This window comes from uncultured Ilumatobacter sp., assembly GCF_963980585.1.
In the GTDB taxonomy this organism is placed as follows: domain Bacteria; phylum Actinomycetota; class Acidimicrobiia; order Acidimicrobiales; family Ilumatobacteraceae; genus Ilumatobacter_A.
In genome coordinates this window covers 34,084-53,896 of the sequence record NZ_CAXCAM010000021.1, presented here as the reverse complement: position 1 = coordinate 53,896, position 19,813 = coordinate 34,084, and the positions used below count along the sequence as shown (strand labels likewise).

16 protein-coding genes are annotated in these 19,813 nt (G+C 62.4%); 8 read left to right on the top strand and 8 right to left on the bottom strand.

Annotated features, from left to right (window positions below; genetic code table 11):
• Nucleotides 1-375 precede the first annotated feature (375 nt).
• Complete coding sequence (locus ACH2DW_RS08690; protein WP_394929343.1) at nucleotides 376-1,248, bottom strand: FkbM family methyltransferase; 873 nt, start codon at nucleotides 1,246-1,248, stop codon at nucleotides 376-378.
• Nucleotides 1,249-1,945: 697 nt separating this feature from the next.
• Here ACH2DW_RS08690 and ACH2DW_RS08685 point away from each other — a divergent pair.
• On the top strand, nucleotides 1,946-3,661 hold the full coding sequence (locus ACH2DW_RS08685) for a hypothetical protein (RefSeq protein WP_394929342.1): 1,716 nt from the start codon (nucleotides 1,946-1,948) through the stop codon (nucleotides 3,659-3,661).
• 186 nt (nucleotides 3,662-3,847) lie between these two features.
• Here ACH2DW_RS08685 and ACH2DW_RS08680 read toward each other — a convergent pair whose 3' ends face one another.
• From ACH2DW_RS08680 to ACH2DW_RS08665, 4 genes are read right to left on the bottom strand one after another with little or no spacing between them, the layout of a single operon-like run.
• Complete coding sequence (locus ACH2DW_RS08680) at nucleotides 3,848-4,357, bottom strand: amidohydrolase family protein (protein WP_394929341.1); 510 nt, start codon at nucleotides 4,355-4,357, stop codon at nucleotides 3,848-3,850.
• Nucleotides 4,358-4,382: 25 nt separating this feature from the next.
• Nucleotides 4,383-5,831, bottom strand: coding sequence for an ABC1 kinase family protein (locus ACH2DW_RS08675; protein WP_394929340.1), 1,449 nt, complete (start codon nucleotides 5,829-5,831; stop codon nucleotides 4,383-4,385).
• Nucleotides 5,828-6,700, bottom strand: a complete 873-nt coding sequence (locus tag ACH2DW_RS08670) for an alpha/beta fold hydrolase (protein ID WP_394929339.1) — start codon at nucleotides 6,698-6,700, stop codon at nucleotides 5,828-5,830. Before ACH2DW_RS08670 ends, ACH2DW_RS08675 begins: the two co-directional genes overlap by 4 nt.
• Nucleotides 6,701-6,710: 10 nt before the next feature.
• The gene (locus tag ACH2DW_RS08665) at nucleotides 6,711-7,157 is read right to left on the bottom strand and encodes a GreA/GreB family elongation factor (RefSeq protein ID WP_394929338.1); all 447 of its coding nucleotides are present in this window, start codon (nucleotides 7,155-7,157) and stop codon (nucleotides 6,711-6,713) included.
• Between the two features lie 88 nt (nucleotides 7,158-7,245).
• Here ACH2DW_RS08665 and ACH2DW_RS08660 point away from each other — a divergent pair, with 88 nt between their 5' ends.
• Together ACH2DW_RS08660 and ACH2DW_RS08655 are read left to right on the top strand one after the other, a co-directional pair.
• Entirely contained in the window at nucleotides 7,246-8,238 is a 993-nt protein-coding gene (locus ACH2DW_RS08660) for a 3-isopropylmalate dehydrogenase (RefSeq protein ID WP_394929337.1), read from the top strand.
• A 4-nt stretch (nucleotides 8,239-8,242) separates the two neighbouring features.
• A complete protein-coding gene (locus tag ACH2DW_RS08655) occupies nucleotides 8,243-9,160 on the top strand; it encodes a branched-chain amino acid transaminase (protein ID WP_394929336.1) in 918 nt (305 codons plus the stop codon).
• Between the two features lie 76 nt (nucleotides 9,161-9,236).
• Here ACH2DW_RS08655 and ACH2DW_RS08650 read toward each other — a convergent pair whose 3' ends face one another.
• Nucleotides 9,237-10,205 carry an LLM class flavin-dependent oxidoreductase gene (locus ACH2DW_RS08650; protein ID WP_394929335.1) on the bottom strand — a complete coding sequence of 323 codons (969 nt, stop codon included), beginning with the start codon at nucleotides 10,203-10,205 and terminating at the stop codon, nucleotides 9,237-9,239.
• A 980-nt stretch (nucleotides 10,206-11,185) separates the two neighbouring features.
• Between ACH2DW_RS08650 and cimA the strand changes: the two genes are divergently transcribed.
• From cimA to ACH2DW_RS08635, 3 genes are all read left to right on the top strand, one after another.
• Complete coding sequence (gene cimA, locus ACH2DW_RS08645; protein ID WP_394929334.1) at nucleotides 11,186-12,787, top strand: citramalate synthase; 1,602 nt, start codon at nucleotides 11,186-11,188, stop codon at nucleotides 12,785-12,787.
• A 79-nt stretch (nucleotides 12,788-12,866) separates the two neighbouring features.
• The gene (locus ACH2DW_RS08640) at nucleotides 12,867-13,382 is read left to right on the top strand and encodes a hypothetical protein (RefSeq protein ID WP_394929333.1); all 516 of its coding nucleotides are present in this window, start codon (nucleotides 12,867-12,869) and stop codon (nucleotides 13,380-13,382) included.
• A gap of 138 nt (nucleotides 13,383-13,520) precedes the next feature.
• Nucleotides 13,521-14,552 (top strand): UDP-glucose--hexose-1-phosphate uridylyltransferase, encoded by a 1,032-nt coding sequence (locus ACH2DW_RS08635; RefSeq protein WP_394929332.1) that lies wholly within the window; start codon nucleotides 13,521-13,523, stop codon nucleotides 14,550-14,552.
• A 16-nt stretch (nucleotides 14,553-14,568) separates the two neighbouring features.
• Here the strand turns inward: ACH2DW_RS08635 and ACH2DW_RS08630 are convergent, their stop codons facing one another.
• Nucleotides 14,569-15,657: a histidinol-phosphate transaminase gene (locus ACH2DW_RS08630; RefSeq protein ID WP_394929331.1), complete on the bottom strand. Its 1,089-nt coding sequence runs from the start codon at nucleotides 15,655-15,657 to the stop codon at nucleotides 14,569-14,571.
• A gap of 50 nt (nucleotides 15,658-15,707) precedes the next feature.
• Here ACH2DW_RS08630 and ACH2DW_RS08625 point away from each other — a divergent pair, with 50 nt between their 5' ends.
• Nucleotides 15,708-17,690: an acetoacetate--CoA ligase gene (locus tag ACH2DW_RS08625; RefSeq protein WP_394929330.1), complete on the top strand. Its 1,983-nt coding sequence runs from the start codon at nucleotides 15,708-15,710 to the stop codon at nucleotides 17,688-17,690.
• 1 nt (nucleotide 17,691) lies between these two features.
• Here the strand turns inward: ACH2DW_RS08625 and ACH2DW_RS08620 are convergent, their stop codons facing one another.
• Nucleotides 17,692-18,453, bottom strand: coding sequence for an N-acetylmuramoyl-L-alanine amidase (locus tag ACH2DW_RS08620; protein ID WP_394929329.1), 762 nt, complete (start codon nucleotides 18,451-18,453; stop codon nucleotides 17,692-17,694).
• Nucleotides 18,454-18,527: 74 nt separating this feature from the next.
• Here ACH2DW_RS08620 and dinB point away from each other — a divergent pair, with 74 nt between their 5' ends.
• On the top strand, nucleotides 18,528-19,787 hold the full coding sequence (gene dinB / locus ACH2DW_RS08615) for a DNA polymerase IV (protein ID WP_394929328.1): 1,260 nt from the start codon (nucleotides 18,528-18,530) through the stop codon (nucleotides 19,785-19,787).
• Nucleotides 19,788-19,813: the final 26 nt, after the last annotated feature.

Sequence of the window (19,813 nt, the reverse complement as noted above, 5' to 3'; positions counted from 1 at the left end):
TTTAGGGTCGCACTGAAAGCGCGCAGGGGGTGGCACTAAAACTCTTGCCTCCTACATCCGTGCCGGGGTCAGCAACAGCACTGTGACAATCGAAAGCGACAACTGCTCGGTGACAATCGAAAGCGATGACCAGGTCATCAGCGACGCGGACGACCCCTCTATCTGCGTCTGACCGGCCGGGGTCTCGCTGCGAGCGATCCACAGACGACTGAGATACCACAGAGTGTCGGTCCATCCGCCTTGCGGCATATCGTCGGCAGCCATCGCTTCGGGCGCACCGGGAACGTCACGCTCCCAGTCGAGGACTTCCTGTTCGATGGCATCAGCATCAGCGCCCGTGGGGACGTTCCAACTACGTCGCCGCGGCGAGGCGCTTCACCTCCGCGGGAGCGACGTTTCAAGTGTGCGGTACGAGGGACGGTGTCCGGATGGAATACCGGCCAAGAAATAACGTGCTGGTTCGAAGTGGTGTTCCGCCGTAAACGGCTCAAGAAAGTTATCCTCGACCAGATCATTCCGGACAAAGAAGGCATTGACACCTGTCACGCTACATCCGACTAAACTGTAGCCAAATGCCGCGAAATTCACTTCGAGATACTTCAATGAGGCACTGAAGCAATCGTCACTCGCCCAGGCATGGGATTTATTGTACTGCATGCAGAACATAACTGGCGGCACAAACTTTGCATTGTACTCAATCACGACGACCCGCGGCCGGACGCAATCAATAGACTTGAAGATGTGAAAGTCATTGCCGTCGATATCGATGGACAGCAGATCGATCTCCGATTCAGCGATATTCCTTGAAATGAGACCGTTGATGTTTTCGGTCGTGATAAACGATTGAGTGACAGCGAGCTGTCCGCTGTCCACGACCGTGCTGAACCCTTCACGAATCTTCTTGACGTACCGGCAGGAGCCTTCGATCCACAGCCCATTCCATCCGTCGAAGAGAAGCGCTAGAGTGTTGTTCTCCAATCCGTTGCCCACGCCGAACTCAACAAAGGTTCGATTTGTGACGCCAATTCGATTGAATATTTCCCGAATAATTCCGTCTTCGTCGTTCTGTGAGTAGACTTTATGACCGAACGGCACCAAGCACTTTCTGTCCTGGTAACGCGGCCGTTCCCTGAGTCGTTCGATCTCAGCGTGCAACTGCTGGACCTGCAGAGGCTGCTTGATGACTCGTTCCGTCATCGTCCTCAGCCAATACGCCAGAGACGTGAACTTCTCAATGAAATTCTTCATCGGCGTCTGCCTTCCTTCTACTTCACTCGCTGGAATTCTTCGTAGAGTACTGCTTCATCGCTCCCTCCACGGCCAGCAAGGTCACGTTCAGTCCACAATTCGAGCAGTTGGCTGACGGTGGCTTTGCGTTGCTCACCGCCACTCCGGTCACAACAGGTTACAACAGACGACACCCGTAGAGTCGTTGTGCAGGGGTTTTGGGTTCTGACCAGGGGTCTCTACATCGCTGGGGGACAAGGGGTCGCAGGTTCAAATCCTGTCAGCCCGACCACCGTACGCAGGGGCTTCGCAGAGATGCGGAGCCCCTGTTTCGCGTGCTGGGGTCGGTGCGGGGGAGGTTGCGGGGGAACGACCGACCATTCCATCCCGTTGCTTCAGGGGTGGGTCGAGGGCAAAGACCGAATTCGTGTGTTCATCTTGTTCAGGGCCGGGCCGAAGGGTTGTCAAGTCGCCGAGAACTCGCTGGTCAGGATACTGCCCTGTGGCACCCCCCCGGGGGGGTGTAACGGCCCCGCCCCCGGGTCGGTGCGGAGGGAGGTTCAACCGCTCCGGAATTCTGTGAGGTTTCTTCAGGGGTCGTCTGTTCGTATTGGGTCGCGAGTGGGGCGTGGGCTTGGTTTGTTGGAATCGGTCATGCTCCTGAGATGAAGGAGACGCCGCGGTACCACGTGGATACGCACCCGAGTATTGTCTCATCGTGGGAGATATTCGGGAGTCGAGTTCGCAGCTAGCTGACGACCTGGTTTCGGCCGGAGTAGCTGTTCAGGATCTGATTCAGGTTGACGGCGACTCAGTCAGCTTCGGCTACGAGGATGCCCGAATTGTCGTCAGTGCTGCTGAGCTGGCGAAGGATCTCACGGTGGTGCTGTCGATGAACGTAGCTGGTCATGCGTTTGAACGAACGGCTGTCTTGTCAGACGTTGAAGCTGTTGCTAGCTACCTGTCAGATCAGTTCGATGAGCCGGTCTGTAGCGAGTGTGCAAAAACAATCGACGACAACACAAATCGGTGGCCTCGAGCCGAGTTTCCCGGGCTTTGCGAACCGTGTTACGTCGAGCGACGGACGCAGGAACTGGCAAAGTGCGTACCTGTTCCTTCCGAGTTCCTTCACGTCGCGATCTCGGTCTCCGAACTGAAGGTTTGGCGGCGGATTGGCCTCGACCTCGACGAGCTCATCTACATTGGCAAAGAAATCGGGTTCGATAATCCCGTAATGGTCCGCGAAGCGGTGTCTCAGGGTGTTCCCATCGATGAAGACTTCTTCGAGTGCGCGAGCAACGTGACCGACGAAGAATGGCTTAAGTGGCAGGACGCCGGTTTCTCCATGGAACAGTTTGTTCAATTTCAACCTACAGGTTGGCTGCCGGACTTCGCCTACCAGTTTTTGGAGAGAGGCCTAACGGCCGAGCAGACAGAGCGAATCAGCGACATCGCCTGGCTACGGCTGGACGCAGCGGTGCTGTCTGAGCTGCTCAGTGACCCGTCGTTCCAATTCAAAAATGATTGTTTGGCAGAACTGGAGCAAGCTGGTGTACCGCTGACGGCCGATGGAATCCGCCAATGGAGCGGACTTCTGGCGGATGAGATCCTCGAAGCGGTTGCCCTTGGCCTCCCCGATGCTGCACACGCTCAGCGGTATCTAGATCTGGATATGAGTCTTTGGACTCAACACGGGTTCACCCTCGAAGTGGCAGAGCGGATCGGGGATTCAGACTGGTTGCGGGTGGACCGAGCGGTGCTATCTGAGCTGCTCAACGACCCGTCGTTCGAATTCGACGAGGTATGTCTGCAAGACCTGCAACGAGCTGGTGTACCGTCCACGGTCGCTGGCATCCGTCGATGGAGCCTTCTGGAGGATGAGATTCTCGAAGCGGTTGCCCTTGCCCTCCCCGATGCTGCAAGCGCTCAGCGGTATCTAGATCTGGATATGAGTCTTTGGACTCAACACGGGTTCACCCTCGAAGTGGCAGAGCGGATCGGGGATTCAGACTGGTTGCGGGTGGACCGAGCGGTGCTATCTGAGCTGCTCAACGACCCGTCGTTCGAATTCGACGAGGTACGTCTGCAAGACCTGCAACGAGCTGGTGTACCGCTGACGGTCGCTGGAATCCGCCGATGGGGCGGATTGAACGCAGATCAGATCCTCCAAGCGGTCGATCTCGGGTTCCCCGATGCCGCGAGCGCCATCGGCTGGAAAGCCTTTGCCCCGTCGGAGGTGCAGGCATGGATCGACGCAGGCTTTGATGCCCGTGATGCCGAGAAATGGAAGGCCTTTGCCCCGTCGGAGGTGCAGGCATGGATCGACGCAGGCTTTGATGTCCGTGATGCCGAGAAATGGAAGCAATCGGGCGCAGACCCTGCAACCGCAGCACGCCGCGCAGCGGCCGGGCTGGTACCTCCGACCCTTATCTAGCCAGTCTGCGGCGAATGGGTCGAGGCTTTGCGGCATCTGAGGCAGCATTTCGACATCGCAAACATTGGTTGTCGGTTGACCCAGATTTGGTCGATTGAGTGGTTGTCCCGAGTGACTGATCACGTGGCGGACTGTGCCGGTCCGAGCCGCTACCGCAGTTAAAAATTCGAGATTCTTTGAGAACATTTAGGGTCGCACTGAAAGCGCGCAGGGGGTGGCACTAAAACTCTTGCCTCCTACCATCATCCCCGGCATGTGTGCTCCGCACACCTCCCATCCATCGCCGTGGCCCCCGGTCTGGCTGAGGATGGTGATCGACAACTGCATCCGCGGTCCGGCGATCAAGCCGTGTTCCTGCGCTTCCTTCACGCCGAGGTCGGCGCCACCGGCTTCACGCACGGTCGTGACACCGCAGGCCAGCGTGCGTTGCATCCGCTCCGCGGCCTGGAAGAAGTTCATCGAGAACGGCGTTCCCAGGTGGGTGTTGGCGCTGAAATCGCCGTCCGCCATGAAGTGCACGTGGCAGTCGATCAGACCAGGGGTCACCAGTCGGCCGGTGCAGTCGATCGATTCGTCTCCGTCAAGGTTGCTACCGATCTCGACAATCCGATCGCCCTCAATGGCGATGTCGGCCACCGATGGGGCTGCCCCAGTGCCATCGAGAACCGTGCCGTTTGACCAGATCGTACGTGTCATCGGCTGAGCCTGGCATACCTGAGACTCAGGAGCGAGTTGCCAGCCAAACAGCTTCGGCGTCGCCGATCGGCGAATCCGGTCCGGCATCGACAAAAGGCCAGAGCTCTGATGCGATGCGTCGATAGTTGCCGGAGGCGTTCAGCTCGCCGAGCAAGGCGTACAGGCCGAGGTTGATGCGCTGGATGAACACGAAGGCCCGTGGCACCGTGGCGTACTGGCTAATCGGGCTCTCGCGATCGAAGGTGTGGCGCACGATCGTGTTGGCGTACTCGCGCGTCCATGTCATTCGTTCGTCGCGTGCCACGGTGTCGTAAAACAGCGAGAAGTACTCGCCGACATCGTCGGTGTCGACGGGAGCATCGGGCTGCAACATGCCGGCCTGCTCGAGAATGTCGCGAAAGAGACGCGGGTCGTGCTTCACGGCTGCTGCTTCGACCATCGATGCAAAGGTGTTGAGTTCGTCGCTGGTGAAGTGCTTGACGAGACCGAAGTCGAGGAATGTGACCGTGCCATCGTCGTGGAAGATGTAGTTGCCGGGGTGGGGGTCGCCATTGAATGCGCCCATGCGATAGAGGCTGCGGAAGACGAAGCGGAAGATGACCTCTCCGGCATGATCACGCTCGACCTGAGGGCGTTCGAGCAACTCGGCCCAGCCGAACCCATCGACGAGCTGGGACGTGAGGACTCGTTTGGTGCAGTATTCGGCGACAATCTCAGGGATACGAATGAACGGGTGTCCGGCGTAGTAGTCGTGGAACTCGCGTTGGTTGCGGGCCTCGAGTTCGTAGTCGACCTCTTCCGCCAGGCGGATCTTGATCTCGTCGACCATCTCGGTCGGATCGAGCCCGCCGAACCCTTGCTTGAGGATGACGCCGAGCATGTCGGCGTTCTTCAGGTCGGAGGTGATCGCTTCGTCGACTCCTGGATATTGCACCTTGACGGCAACGGCACGCTCGGACCCCGTCGTCGGGTCGTTGATGATCGCCCGGTGCACCTGGCCGATCGACGCAGCTGCAATTGGCTCGGGGTCGAACTCGACGAACAGGTCGGCGATGGATCCGCCAAGCTCGGCCTCGATCGTGGCGACGGCCAGCTCAGCTGACATCGGGGGAGCATTTGACTGGAGCTGAGCGAGCGCCAGCCGAAGTGGTTCAGGGAGTCCGTCGTCGAGGTAGCTGGCCATCTGGCCGAGCTTCATCAAGGCGCCCTTCATTTGGCCGAGTTCGTCGGCCACCTGTTGTGCGGTCTTGATTTCGCGTGCTCGATCGAGTTCGTCGCGACGCTTCGTTGACGCGAACGTTTTGCGCGCGGCGGTTGACGCGTAGGTGCCGCCGACCTTGACTCCCATTCGTGCGAGACGTGCGTTGCGGCCCTTCCACGACGTTCCCATCGCAGTCCGATCAAGGCGCCGTGAGACGACGACGATGGCCGCTGCGAGCACCCCGAGCATCCCGAGCCAGGTCAGCTTCTTCATGTCGAGGCCCCTCGGCGGGCCACCGAATCGAGGGCGCGGAGGAGTGTCGGGACGAAGCGGTCGGCGTGGGCCACGGCTGCATCATGGTCGCCGTCGACGCGGAACGCCTCAGCCTGCGCGATCATCTCGAACAACTTCACCTGTCGGGCGAGTGGGATCACGCGGTCGGTCATCGTGATCAACACCGACGTCGGGACATCGACGTCACCGATCCAGTCGGCGCTCGAGAACCGCCCAATGGCCTTTCCGGCCTCAAGCACCGTCCGCCAGTCGTGGCTTGCCGCTTCTTCGATCGCCCAGGGCTCCCACTGTTCGCTCTTGCGCTGCAGGTAGACCTGCTCGGTGAGCCACTCGCGGGCCTGCTCGGGGGTGTAGCGCGCCACCGTGGCGAGTCCGGCGAGTCCCAGGAACGACAATCGCTCGGGGCGACGATTCGAGAAGAACGGTGCGGTCGCGCACAGCACGAGTCCGTCAACGCGGTCAGGGTGGCGCCGCCACAACAACTGCGCAATCGGCCCGCCCATCGAATATCCGACCGGAATGAACGAATCGATCCCCAGAGCGGTGGCGATATCGGCAGCATCATCGGCACAGTCCTCGAGACGAAACGCCTTCTTCGTGCGCAGACCAGCGGCGTGCCCTCGATGATCGAAGGCAACGACCCGGTAATGCTCGCCGAGCGCCCGGTACGAGCTGTACCAGTTCAAGTCAGCAGATGCTGTCCAACCGTGGAGGAGGATGACGGTCGGAGCGCCAGGACTGCCGCCGAAGTCGCGAACCAGAACGTCGCCGCGGTCTTCAAGGTGAACGAATTTTCCTTCAGGAACAGCAGGCTTCTGGATGGGCGACGCGGCGAGAGGTTCGGTCAACGGAGGACGCTCAAACCGGCTCGACGCTCAGCACCTTGATGGTGAGCGCGCCGTTGGGAGCGTCATAGGTAATCGACTGCCCTGGAGCTGAGCCTTCGAGTGCCGCTCCGAGCGGCGAGGTCGCGCTGATGACGTCAGCACCTTCGACCTCTTCTTCCATGTTGCCGATCATGTAGCGCTCGGCCATGTCGTCCGAGTCGCCCTCGTAGACAATGACATACAGCTGATTCTCGACGATCTCGGGTTCATCGATCAGATATTCGAGCTGACGGATGCGGCCTTCCATGTGGCCCTGCTCGTCCTTCGCCGCGTGATAGCCGGCGTTCTCCTTGAGATCGCCTTCTTCGCGTGCCCGTTCGATCTTGTCGGCGACTTCGATGCGCCCACGGGTCGTGAGGTCGTGAAACTCGGCCTGCAGACGTTCGAGTGCGGACTTCGACAACTTCGCTCCTGCCATTGACCAGACGATACAAGTAACAAATGGGGACAGACCCCTTTCGTGACTCGGTTCATCCGCGGTGCAGTTGAGTAGCCTCGCTCGTCGTATGACGCACAACATTGCAGTGATCGGAGGCGACGGCATCGGACCGGACGTCACCGCAGAGGCCATCAAGGTCGTCCGGGCGGCCGGAGTCGACATCGCCACGACGGAGTTCCATCTCGGGGGTGCCCGGTATCTGGAAGACGGCGAGATCTTGAGCGATGCGACGCTCGACGAGCTGCGGCCCTTCGACTGCATCCTCCTCGGCGCCGTCGGTCATCCCGACGTGAAGCCCGGGGTGATCGAGCGGGGGCTGCTGCTGAAGATGCGCTTCGAACTCGACCTCTACATCAACCAGCGACCGTTCCTCGGCACGGCACCGGGAGGCGACACGGAACACAACTTCGTCGTCATTCGTGAGAACACCGAGGGTCCATATGTCGGTGAAGGCGGCGCAATGCGCGTCGGAACGCCGCACGAAGTCGCCACGCAAGGTTCGGTCAACACCCGGATGGGTGTCGAGCGGTGCATTCGCTACGCCTTTGACCTGGCTGCCAGCCGGGAACGTCAGCACCTCACCCTGGTGCACAAGACCAACGTGTTGTCGTTCGCCGGCAGCCTGTGGGAGCGCACGTTCAACGAGGTCGCCGCCGAATACCCGCAGGTCGGCACGGCGTACAACCATGTCGACGCTGCGTGCATCTACTTCGTGCAGGACCCGCATCGCTACGACGTGATTGTCACCGACAACCTGTTCGGCGACATCCTCACCGACCTCGGTGGCGCCGTATCAGGCGGCATCGGCCTGGCATCGTCGGCCAACCTCAACCCGACACGCACCGGCCCGTCGATGTTCGAGCCGGTGCACGGCTCGGCACCCGATATCACTGGTCAGAACAAGGCCAACCCCACCGCAGCGATCTTGTCTGCGGCACTCATGCTCGACTTCCTGGATGAAGGCGATGCGGCCGATCGGATTCGTGCGGCGTGTGCCGATCCGGTTACTGGCAGCACCACTGACGTAGGTGACGTCATCGCCGGGCGCGTGGGACACTGACGCCATGCCCATCACTCCCACACCAAAGATCTGGATGAACGGTGAACTCGTCGACTGGGATCAGGCCCAGGTTCATGTGCTCACCCACACGCTGCACTACGGCACCGGAGTGTTCGAAGGCATTCGTGCCTACGAAACGGCCGAGGGCCCGGCGATCTTCCGCCTCACCGAGCACATCGAGCGGCTCTTCTCGTCGGCCAAGATCCTCGGCTTCGAGATCCCGTACACGGTGGATGAACTCATTCAGGCGACCAAAGACACGGTTGCCTCGACCGGCCTGGCGTCGTGCTACGTCCGCCCGCTTGCGTATCTCGGCTACGGCGAAATGGGCCTCAACACACTGCCGTGCTCGACTGAGGTCGCCATCGCCTGCTGGCCGTGGGGTGCGCTGCTTGGCGACGATGCCGTCCAGAAGGGTGTGCGGATGAAGATCTCATCGTGGACTCGTCACGATCACAACACGATGCCGCCAGCGGCCAAGACAGTCGGCAACTACGTCAACTCGTCACTTGCCAAGGTCGAAGCACTCAAGGCCGGCTATGACGAAGCGATCATGCTCGCCCCCAACGGACTCGTTGCCGAGTGCACGGGCGAGAACATCTTCGTCGCACGACAAGGCAAGCTGCTGACCCCGCCGCTGTCGGCGGGAGCACTCGAAGGGATCACGCAGAACACGGTCACGTCGCTGGCCGAGGATCTTGGCTTCGAAGTGCGCGTTGACAACATCGCTCGCAGCGACCTCTACATCGCTGAAGAAGCGTTCGTCTGTGGCACGGCCGCTGAGGTCAGCTCGATCAACTCGGTCGACGAGCGAGATATCCCCTGCCCGGGCCCGATGACGCTCGCTCTGTCCGAGGCATACCTGGCCACCGTGCGCGGCGAGAACCCGAAGTACAAGTCCTGGAACGAACTCGCCGTCTGACCACCGCTTCTCCCGTTTGCGTACCCAGAAGGCGTCGCCGACGACACGTTTCGGGTACGCAAACGGAGCGATGAGGTCAGCTGGCGAGGGCCTGGCGGATTTTGATCACTGACTGCAGGCCGTCGCGGGCCAGGTCGAGCGTCGGTCCAGGGAAGAGGCTGACGTCGTCGGCGCCGGCGTCGGTGAGCGCCTCGATGTGGGCCACGACGTCGTCGAGTGTGCCGATCGCGCCGATGTCGACCCACCAGTCGTCAGGAAAGTCAGCGATGGCTTCGATGCCGCCCGACGTGAAGCGTTCGATCATCTCGTCGAAGTGCGGGTGCGCCTGAATGCCTGCCTCTGGTTGGCTAAGTAGCCCGGCGACGAACGGGCTCATTGCGTGATGGGCCAACTTGCGGTTGGGGATGAGGCACAGCGCGCTGAACACCGAGGTGCGGAAGCCGGCGGGTGATCCGGCCTGCTCGATTGACTGTCGCACGTAGGCAGGGCTTGCGCCTTCGGCCAGCACCACGCCGTCGGCGATACGTCCGGCGAGTGCCAGCGACTTTGGTCCACGCACGCCGGCCAGTACTGGCGGTACCTGAGTCGGTGCTGGAACGAGCGCCACGTCGCGCATGGTCACTTCACTGCCGTCGAAGGTCACGGTCTCGCCCTGGAGCAGTCGACGGACGGTGGTGATCACCTCGTCGAGCGTTGTCAGCGGTGATGGTGTGCGGGCACCCATCTGTTCCATCCAGTCCTGCACGCCGTGCCCGATGCCGGCAAGCAGTCGCCCAGGTGCGAGCTCAGCCAGCGTGGCAATCTCCATCGCCGTGACCGCGGCGTTGCGTGCCACTGCGGGCAAAATGCCAAGGCCGACCTGGAGATGGTCAGTGCGAGCGAGCGCCGTCGCGGCGAGCGAGATACCCGCTGTGTAAAAGCAGTCTTCGATCACCCACAGCTGTTCGACACCCCCCGCTTCGAGTCCCTCGGCGAACTCGATGACGGCAGACGCCGGCAGCGAACGATCGAAGCACATCCCGAGACTTGGTGCATTCAGAGCCATCACCGCACCGTAGCTGCCCTCGATCTCACCGAAACTTGTCCCATCAGCGTCGCCCAGCGACGATTTTCCTACAAATTTCGGATTCGTCGCGGAATGGTTCGGAAAACGAAGAATGCCCCGTCCGGGGCAGCCAGACCGAAGTCGGCGCTCCTTTCGGGGCATTCAAGGCGGACAGATCCACCACTGATCGATCGACGGGAATTAACCTGCGTCTCGATCAGTTCACATCGCCCGTTGCGTTCACCCCGTCCAGTCGAAACTGGCCGTTGTGGCGCGGCGGGCGATGCCGCTTTTCGGGACACGTTGCCGGCAAGCCGACTCCGCACCCGAGTTGTCACCGTTTCACGCTGACCCGGTTTCCCGCGCCATCAGAAGCTGGTGCCAATCAGAACCGTCCTCTCGGAGGCCAGTTGGGGTGGCCCCAGATCTTTCGGCTCTGCACCACTGCCCCGTCTCCGTGCTCCGACCCGAAGGCCGACACTCGGTTCGGTCGCCTCGCCGACTCGTTCGGTTTCCCGAACGACCCTGCAGATCCCCGTGGCCGCTCGCTCCCCGAAGGGACCGCTCGACTCGGTTGGACCTGACACCTCGGCCGGTTGCCCGGATTCGGTGCCGACTCTCCGTTGTTCGTGTTTCACCCGAAGGTGCAGTACGAACCCGGTCTGAGGTGGCCGTGAACTCTGTCCTTTCCGAACCCGCTGTGTCTCGTGAGCGGTGTGGGTCGAGCCGAAGCTCCGTCCTCACCGCTCCGGTTGGCATGCGCTCTCCGGAACAGACACCAGTAAAGACGCGGGGAAATCAATGGTCAAGGGGTTTTCCGAAAGACACAGGGTTATCCCCGAACCTTTTTTGTTACCCCCAGTTTTGCCTCGGTTGTCCCCGTGTTGCGCACCGTTCATGCACACCCATGTCCACATGTTGCACGCGTGTCATTCGACAAGCTGTGGCGAAGCGCGCCGCAGGGAGATTGAATCGTCGCCATGGATCTACGTGCAGGACGATTGGTCGAGGTGTTTGACACCACCTTGCGCGACGGATTGCAGGTTGAGGGGGTGTCGGCGACAGTCGACGACAAGTTGGCTATCGCTGAACAACTCGACCTTCTCGGCGTGCACTACATCGAAGGCGGATGGCCCGGGGCGAACCCGAAGGACATCGAGTTCTTCGCTCGAGCGGAGTCCGAACTCACGCTTGGAACGTCGACACTCGTGGCCTTCGGTTCCACTCGTCGGCCCCGTGGTAAGTCTGACGACGATGCCACCTTGCGCAACCTGATCGAGGCCAACACGGCCGCGGTCTGCATCGTGGCCAAGAGCTCGGAATACCAGGTCATCGAAGCGATGAAGACCACGCTCGACGAAGGCGTGGCGATGATTGCCGACTCGGTCGGCTTCCTGCATGGGCAAGGTCGCCGTGTGCTGGTCGACCTGGAGCACTTCTTCGATGGCTACTCGAGCAATCCTGAATTCTCGCTGCGTGCCATCGAGGCGGCCGTGATCAATGGGGCGACGCACCTGGTGCTCTGCGATACCAATGGCGGAACGCTGCCCGACGAGGTCGAAGCCGTGGTTGCCGATGTCAAGGCACACGTCGGCAACGACGCCATTATCGGCATCCACTGCCACGATGACACTGGCTGTGCCGTGGCTAACTCGATGGCCGCGGTGCGCGCCGGGGCGGGGCATGTGCAGGGCACACTGAACGGCCTGGGGGAGCGGACCGGCAACACCAACCTCACCACGGTCATTCCGAACCTGCAGTTGAAGCAAGGTTTCACCTGCCTGCCGGAAGGCCGGCTGGAGCACCTGACCACGGTCAGTCATCGCGTCGCCGAGACACTCAACCGGGCGGTCGATCCGCAGGCGCCATATGTCGGCTCGTCCGCGTTTGCGCACAAGGCGGGACTGCACGTCTCGGCGATTGCCAGGGCCAAGGATGCGTACGAACACATCGACCCGGTCGCAGTCGGTAACGGCACGCGGTTCGTCGTGTCGGAGATGGCGGGGCGTGCGACGATCCAGATGAAGGCCGATGAACTCGGCCTGGTCATTGACGGTGCCCAGATCAACGACGTGATCGACCAACTCAAGCGTCTCGAGCACGAGGGCTACCACTTCGAGGCAGCGGACGCCTCGCTTGAACTGCTGATGCGACGGGCGACCGGCGAGGTCCCTGAGTTCTTCGAGGTCGAGTCGATGCGGGTGATCACCGATGAGTTGGCCGACGGGTCGTTCAGCACCGAAGCAACCGTCAAGCTGTGGATCGGCGGCGGTCCGAACGACGAAGGCGCCGAACGCCATGTTTCGATTGCTGAGGGCAACGGCCCAGTCAACGCCATCGACACCGCCTTCCGAATGGCGGCGGGGCAGTCGTTGCCGCAGCTTGCCGAGATTCACCTCATCGACTACAAGGTGCGGATTCTCGATGGCGGGTCAGCCACAGGTGCCACGACGCGAGTGCTGTTGTCGGCAACAAACGGTGTGCGTGACTGGACCACTATCGGTGTGAGTCCCAACATCATCGAAGCATCGTGGCGTGCGCTTGAGGACAGCATTGTCTACGGCTTGCTCCACAGCGTCTGACTCGCAGCGTCGACCGGAGAAGTCCCGGCTGTTCTGGTCGTCGCACCGAAGTTGCTGTTGATCCTGTAGAACTAGGGCAATGGCAGCACCGAAGTTCAGCCCTGTGGCACCGATGTCTCGCGCCCGCGCCTACCGATCGCCCGACCATGTGCCAGACAACTGGATGCCTGATCGACCCGCAGAGATCCCTGGCTTTCAACCCCAGGGCCCGCGCCGCGGCAACCCAGGGCCTGACCAAGGGTTCGCGCTGCGTATCGCCCGACAACTCGCACCGTCATTGCACATGCAGGGAGGCGAGCACGTTGAGGACGCCATCCGTGGTTGCCTCGGTGTTGCCCTCCGCCGTGCATCGCTGTTCTCGCGTGCACCGGTTGTCCACGACGTGAAGATGGCGTTCACGATGTGGGGCTTTCTCGCCGAGATGCCGCCCACCGACTTGATCGAGTTTCGCCAACCCTTGTTCGCAGGGCTGCGCCATGTCGGTCATCACTACGCCGAGGCTCGCGTCGTTGCGGACATGGTGCCTGAAGCAACGCTCCGGCTCACACCGGCTGAGATCGACGCGAGCCGCTGGCGCGAGCTCCTCGGCGTCTGATCCAGCGGTCACATCGGAGCGGAGCGTTCCGCGTGGCGACGGCCGACCAACGCTGACGTCGGGGTGTGTTGACGAGGTGTTCGCAATTGTTCGCTCAGGCCGTTGTTCCGATGCGATCTCGACGAATACGGTCGGGACGTGCCTGAGACCTTTGACCCGTCGACCCACCCGCATCGTCGTCGCAACGCGCTCACCGGAGATTGGGTCGTGGTGTCGCCGCAGCGGACGAAGCGGCCATGGCAGGGTCAAACCGACGACTCAGCGATTGCTCGTCCACCTGACTACGACCCGGGCTGTTACCTCTGCCCTGGCAACGAGCGAGCCGGTGGCGTCAAGAATCCCGATTACACATCGACGTTCGTCTTCGAGAATGACTTTGCCGCGTTGCTCCCTGATGTACCGATGCCCCCCGCCGAAGTGGTGGCCGGGTCAAGCAGCTCGCTGTATCAGTCGGGAACCGGCGATGGCGAGTGCCGAGTCATCTGCTTTTCGCCGAAGCACGGTCGGACACTTGCAACGATGGATCTCGATGAAATTGGGGTAGTGGTTGACCTCTGGAAGGAACAGCTCGCCGAGCTGCTTGAGCGGTTCGAGTATGTGCAGCTGTTCGAGACGCGCGGCGCCATCTCCGGGTCGTCGAACCCGCACCCGCACGGTCAGATCTGGTCGTCGAACTTCCTGCCAAACGAAATCGTTGCTGAGCTTGAACACCAGCGGGCCTATCACGCAGAGCACGGACGACATCTGTTGCTCGACTACGTCGAAAACGAATTGGCCACCGGCGATCGGGTCATCATGTCCAACGACCACTGGCTCGTTGCGGTGCCGTACTGGGCGTACTGGCCCTATGAGACGATCGTGCTGCCGCGGCGCCGAGTGGCGTCGCTGCTCGACCTCACCGTCGACGAGAGCGAGGCGTTGGCCGAGGCGCTGAAGGTCATGTTGAGCGGGTTCGATCGGCTTTTCAACACGCCGTTCCCGTACTGCTCGGGCTGGCATACCGCGCCACGGGGCCAAGCCGCCCACTGGCAGCTCCATGCTCACTACTACCCACCGTTACTGAGGTCGGCCGACGTGGCCAAGATTCCCGCGAGTTACGAGCTGTTGGCAAACCTGCAGCGCGACCTGACTCCCGAGACGGCGGCGGCCAATCTTCGTAACGTGCTGTAGCGCCGGTGGGCTGCGCTCAGCAGGTCGGTTTGGGTCGCACCTCTGCAAGTGCAGCGAGAAAGCGATCGTTCCAGTCCCGGCTTGCGATGGTCACACGAACTCCGACGCCTGCGAACGCCCGAGTGACGACGCCTCGCCGCTCCAGATCGTTGCCCAGCGCGGCAGCGTCGGCCGTGACGGGGAGCCACACAAAGTTGCCCTGCGGCTCGGGGATGTTCCACCCACCGTCACGCAGTGCCCCGGTCACGCGTGTTCGCTCGGCGACGACCGCGGCAACCCGCGCGCGCATCTCGGAGGCCGCGTCGATGCTCGCCCGAGCGGCACGCTGCGCCAGCTCGTTGACGGCAAAGGGGACGAGGGTCCGATCGATCATGCCGATCACCTCAGGGTGGCCAAGCGCATAGCCCACACGCAGGCCAGCCAATCCATGGGCCTTACTGAATGTGCGGGTGATCACCAGGTTCGGGTGGTCGGGGAGCAGCAGCGTCGAGTCCGTGACGCGCTCGTCGGTCACGAATTCGGAGTATGCCTCGTCAAGCACAACCAGACAGGTTGGGGGGACGGAGCCGAGGAAGCCGATGATCTCGTCAGTGCCGACCACGGTGCCGGTCGGATTGTTCGGGTTGGTGACGAAGGCAAGCTTGGTGTCGGCATCGATCGCCGCTGCGAGTGACGGGAGGTCGAAGGTCTCGTCGAGCAGCGGGACGCGGATCTCCTCGGCTTCGACCAACGCAGTAAACAGCGGGTACGCCTCGAAGGACGGCCAGCACATCGCGACCTTGTCGCCAACGCCGACGTAGCTGAGGAGGAGCTGCTGGAGAATGCCTGCCGACCCGGCGCCGACGGTGACCTGGTCGGCGTCGAGGCCGACGAACGCGGCGATGTCGGCGCGCAGGGCGGCAGCTCCGTGGTCGGCGTAGAGACCGAGATGTTCGATGCCCCCGCTGATCGCGCCGGCGACCGACGGGAGGGGACCGAACGGGAGCTCGTTCGAGGCCATCTTGATCGCGTCTGCGATGCCGTGCTCGGCTGCAACTGCCGCAGCTGAACGGCCGGGTTGATATCCGGGGAGCGCTGCCACCGCAGCGCGAGGTCGTCCTGTCATGGCTCCATGTTCCCAGATCCGGTGCGTGGCGCTGTGGAAGGATCAGCGTCATGAGCGAACAACGTGGTGCGGTGACCTGGGTGCCGGCAGACGATGCATGGGATTCGAGCGTCATGGCGGAGTTCGCCGAGCACGTCGAAGCGGACGACGGGCTGCGTCTCCGGTCGTATGACGACGTGCTCGATTGGTCGCTCCGACAGCCGGGGGAGTTCTGGAACGAGCTGGCGCAATGGCAGTGCATCAACTGGATCGACAAGCCCACCGCGTCACTGGAGTCGGCATCGATGCCAGGCGCCACGTGGTTTCCTGGCGGCACGTTGAACTACGCGGAACGGGCCCTGGCGCACGGCGCAGCGCTCGGTGACCAGATCGCCATCATCGGGCGTTCGCAGAGCCGCGAACGCGACGAGGTGACCTGGACAGAACTGATCGACCGCGTCGGCCGATGTCGTGTCGGTCTGCGTCGTCTCGGCATTCGTCGGGGTGACCGAGTGGTCGCGTTCGCGCCGAACATCAGTGAGACCCTCGTGGCGTTCCTGGCCACTGCCAGCCTTGGCGCAACATGGTCCTCCTGTGCGCCCGAATTCGGGGTGCGGGCGGTCACAGACCGTTGGGCGCAGATCGAGCCGACCGTCCTGATCGCGGTCGATGGATACATGTACGGCGATCGGGCCATCGACCGTTCGGATCACGTCGAAGAGATCGTCGCCGCGCTGCCAACTCTGGAGCACGTCGTCCGAATTCCCTACCTCGATGCCTCCGGAACCGACGGTTGGACCCCGCTGCTTGCGGAGCACGCGCCGCTTGAGTTCGAGCCAGTGCCATTCGACCATGCCCTCTATGTGCTCTTCTCCTCCGGCACCACCGGGCTGCCCAAGCCGATTGTGCATGGACACGGTGGGATCACTCTCGAACACGTGAAGGCATGGTCGTTGCACTACGACTTGCGCCCCGGTGATCGCGTGATGTGGTTCACGACCACCGGGTGGATGATGTGGAACTTCCTCGTCTCCGGCCTGCTCACCGGATCGACGATCGTATTGTTCGATGGTGACCCGGCCGCGCCCGATCTTCTTGAACTGTGGCGGGTGGCTGCCGATGAAAAAGTCGACGTCTGTGGAGTCAGTGCCCCGTTTGTGATGGCGTGCCGCAAAGAGCGCATCTGCCCAGGCGACGAGCTGGATCTGTCCCGTGTGCGGCATCTCGGGTCGACCGGAGCGCCCCTGCCGGTCGAGGGGTTCGAATGGGTGCCAGAGGCTGTGGGCGCTCACATCCAGGTCGGGTCGATGAGCGGTGGCACCGACGTGTGCACGGCCTTTGTCGGCACGGCGCCGATGCTGCCGATCCGGGCAGGTGAGATCGGTGCTCGCATGCTCGGCTGTGACGTGCAGGCATTTCGACCCGACGGATCGCCGTGTGCACCGGGCGAGACTGGCGAACTCGTGATCGCAGCGCCGATGCCGTCGATGCCTGTCGGCTTGTGGGGCGACGTTTCCGGTGAGCGATATCGGGGCACCTACTTCGAGACGTTCCCGGGTGTCTGGCACCACGGCGACTGGATCACGTTCTTCGACGATGGAGCGTGCGAGATCACGGGGCGTTCGGATGCGACGCTGAATCGTGGTGGTGTTCGTCTCGGGACCAGCGACTTCTACGTCGTGGTGGACTCGATGCCAGAGATCGTTGACAGCGTGGTCGTGCATCTCGAGGACACGTCCGGTGAGGCGGGGCCGGGCGAGCTGATTCTGTTGGTGGCATGTGCCGAGGGCGTTGCGCTCGACGCCGAACTTGTCGGCCGGATCAAGGTGGCGTTGCGTACCGAGCTGTCGCCACGCCACGTTCCCGATGTCATCGACGGGGTGCCGATGATCCCGCGCACGCTGTCAGGCAAGAAGCTCGAAGTGCCGATCAAACGGATGCTGCTCGGTCTGCCGGCTGAACAGGCCGCTTCGAAGGATTCCCTCGCCAATCCCGTGGCACTCGATCACGTGGCCGCCTGGATTCAGGCTCGGCGAGCAGGTGGCGGCCGCTGAGTCACGGCGCTTCGAGCCTCGAACGCACGGCGGGTTGGAGTCCAGGTCGGACCCACGAAGCCGCCACGATCGGGTGCACTCGGGCGCGCCAGTCATCGAGCAGTCCGTAGGCCGCGTTGCCTGGGCAGGCGGTGAAGGTCATGTCGCGGTGTCCGGAGATTGTGCGTGCTTCGACCTGGCGACCAGCGGGCCACCGGTTTGATCCACGCGAAACGAAGGAGTTGGTCGCATCTTTCCAGGTGCTCAAGTTGTAGCGCTGCGAGAGGTGTGCAAGCAGCAGGACGAGACTGTGTTGCATCGCCGCCGGCGGCGCGGTTGTCGAGAAGTCGCCGAGCAGGCACACCAGTTGGCTGAAACCCTGGTTGCCGCCGGTGGCGTCGGCGACAACAGGGCCGTCGAGCGACCCGGCACGCCCCTCCCAGACGGTCCCGTCGGGACCGACGAAGTAGTTGTAGGCCACGTCGTTCCAGCGCTTCGCGTTGCTCGTGTGGAACGCAAAGATATTGCGAATGAGTTGGCGTTGGTCAGGGATGCGATTCGACGTGGCGGTGTGATGCACCAGGAGGAATCGAACGTCTTCAGGCGCCATTGGCCCTTTTGGGGCCAGGTCGGCTCCCCATGTGGCTCGAGGGAGAACCTCAAGGTGATTGGTGAGCCGTACGGCCTGGACAGTTTGCGGGGAGCGACCAAGCGCTCGTGCGGTGCCGCCGAGGGCGAGGGCGGTGCCGGCGAGGGCGGTGCCGACGAACGTTCGGCGGGACATCGGACCGACACAACTGCCACACACGTTGTGGAGGTTACGTCAGGCTTGACGTTGCGTGACGATTCAGCGAACATGTGTTCGTGTCTCGTTCAACGACAGGTCGGGAGGCCTCAATACTCCACGCCGACCTCGATTCGTTCTACGCGTCCGTCGAGCAGCGTGATGACCCGGCCTTGCAGGGGAAACCCGTTGCCGTCGGCGGTGGAAGTGGTGGTGGTCGTGGTGGTCGTGGTGATGGTCGGGGCGGCGGCGGTGTTGTCCTTGCCGCAAGTTATGAGGCCAAGCGGTTCGGGGTGTACACGCCAATGCCGGGGTATGCAGCGAAGCGTCTGTGCCCCGAGCTGGTCTTCGTCGACCCGCACTTCGATGCCTATACGGAGGCGAGCAAGGCGGTGTTCGAGATCTTCGAGAATGTGACGCCGCTCGTTGAAGGGATCTCGATCGACGAGGCCTTTCTGGACGTCGGTGGCCTGCTGCGACTGTCGGGAACGCCTGCGGAGATCGCAGCACGGCTCCGCGTTGATGTGGCCCGGGAGGTCGCGTTGCCGATCACGGTGGGCGTTGCCCGCACGAAGTTCCTGGCGAAGGTGGCCAGTGGTGTCGGGAAGCCCGATGGGTTGCTTGTCGTCGACCCCGACAGGGAGCTTGAGTTTCTGCACCCGCTCCCGGTCGAGAAGCTCTGGGGGGTGGGCCGAGTGACCACGCAGAAGCTGAACGATCGTGGACTGTTCACCGTCCGTGACGTCGCTGAGCTCGATCCGGCTGCTCTGTCGGCCATCACCGGTGGAGCGGTCGGCCGGCAGCTCTTCGCGCTGTCGCACAATGTCGACGCTCGGCGCGTGGAGGTCGGCACGCGCCGCGGTTCAATCGGGTCGCAGCAGGCGCTGGGTCGGCGTGACCGGTCTCGTGGTGAGGTCGATGTCATCCTGCGTCGGATCATCGACCGGATCACGACTCGGATGCGCCGAGCCGAGCGTGTCGGCCGCACGATCACGCTGCGCTTTCGGTTCGACGACTTCAGTCGGGCAACGCGGTCGCATTCGGTGCCGAGCCCAACCGCGGCAACCGCCATGGTGCAGGACATCGCGCTCAATCTGCTCGACGCAGCGTGGCCGATGATTGAGGAGAAGGGACTCACGCTGGTCGGTGCGTCGGTGGGGAACCTCGAGAACCAGGTGGCCGAGCAACTGGCCTTGCCGTTCGATCGTGGTGATCTTGCAGTGCTCGACTCGACGATTGATGCGATCCGCGGCAAGTTTGGCGGCGCCTCGCTCACGCGGGCCGACCGCATCGGCAGCAACGTTGGATTGAGCGTCCCGCTCCTGCCCGACTGATCAACCCGAGCTGGGTGGGGCGGGGT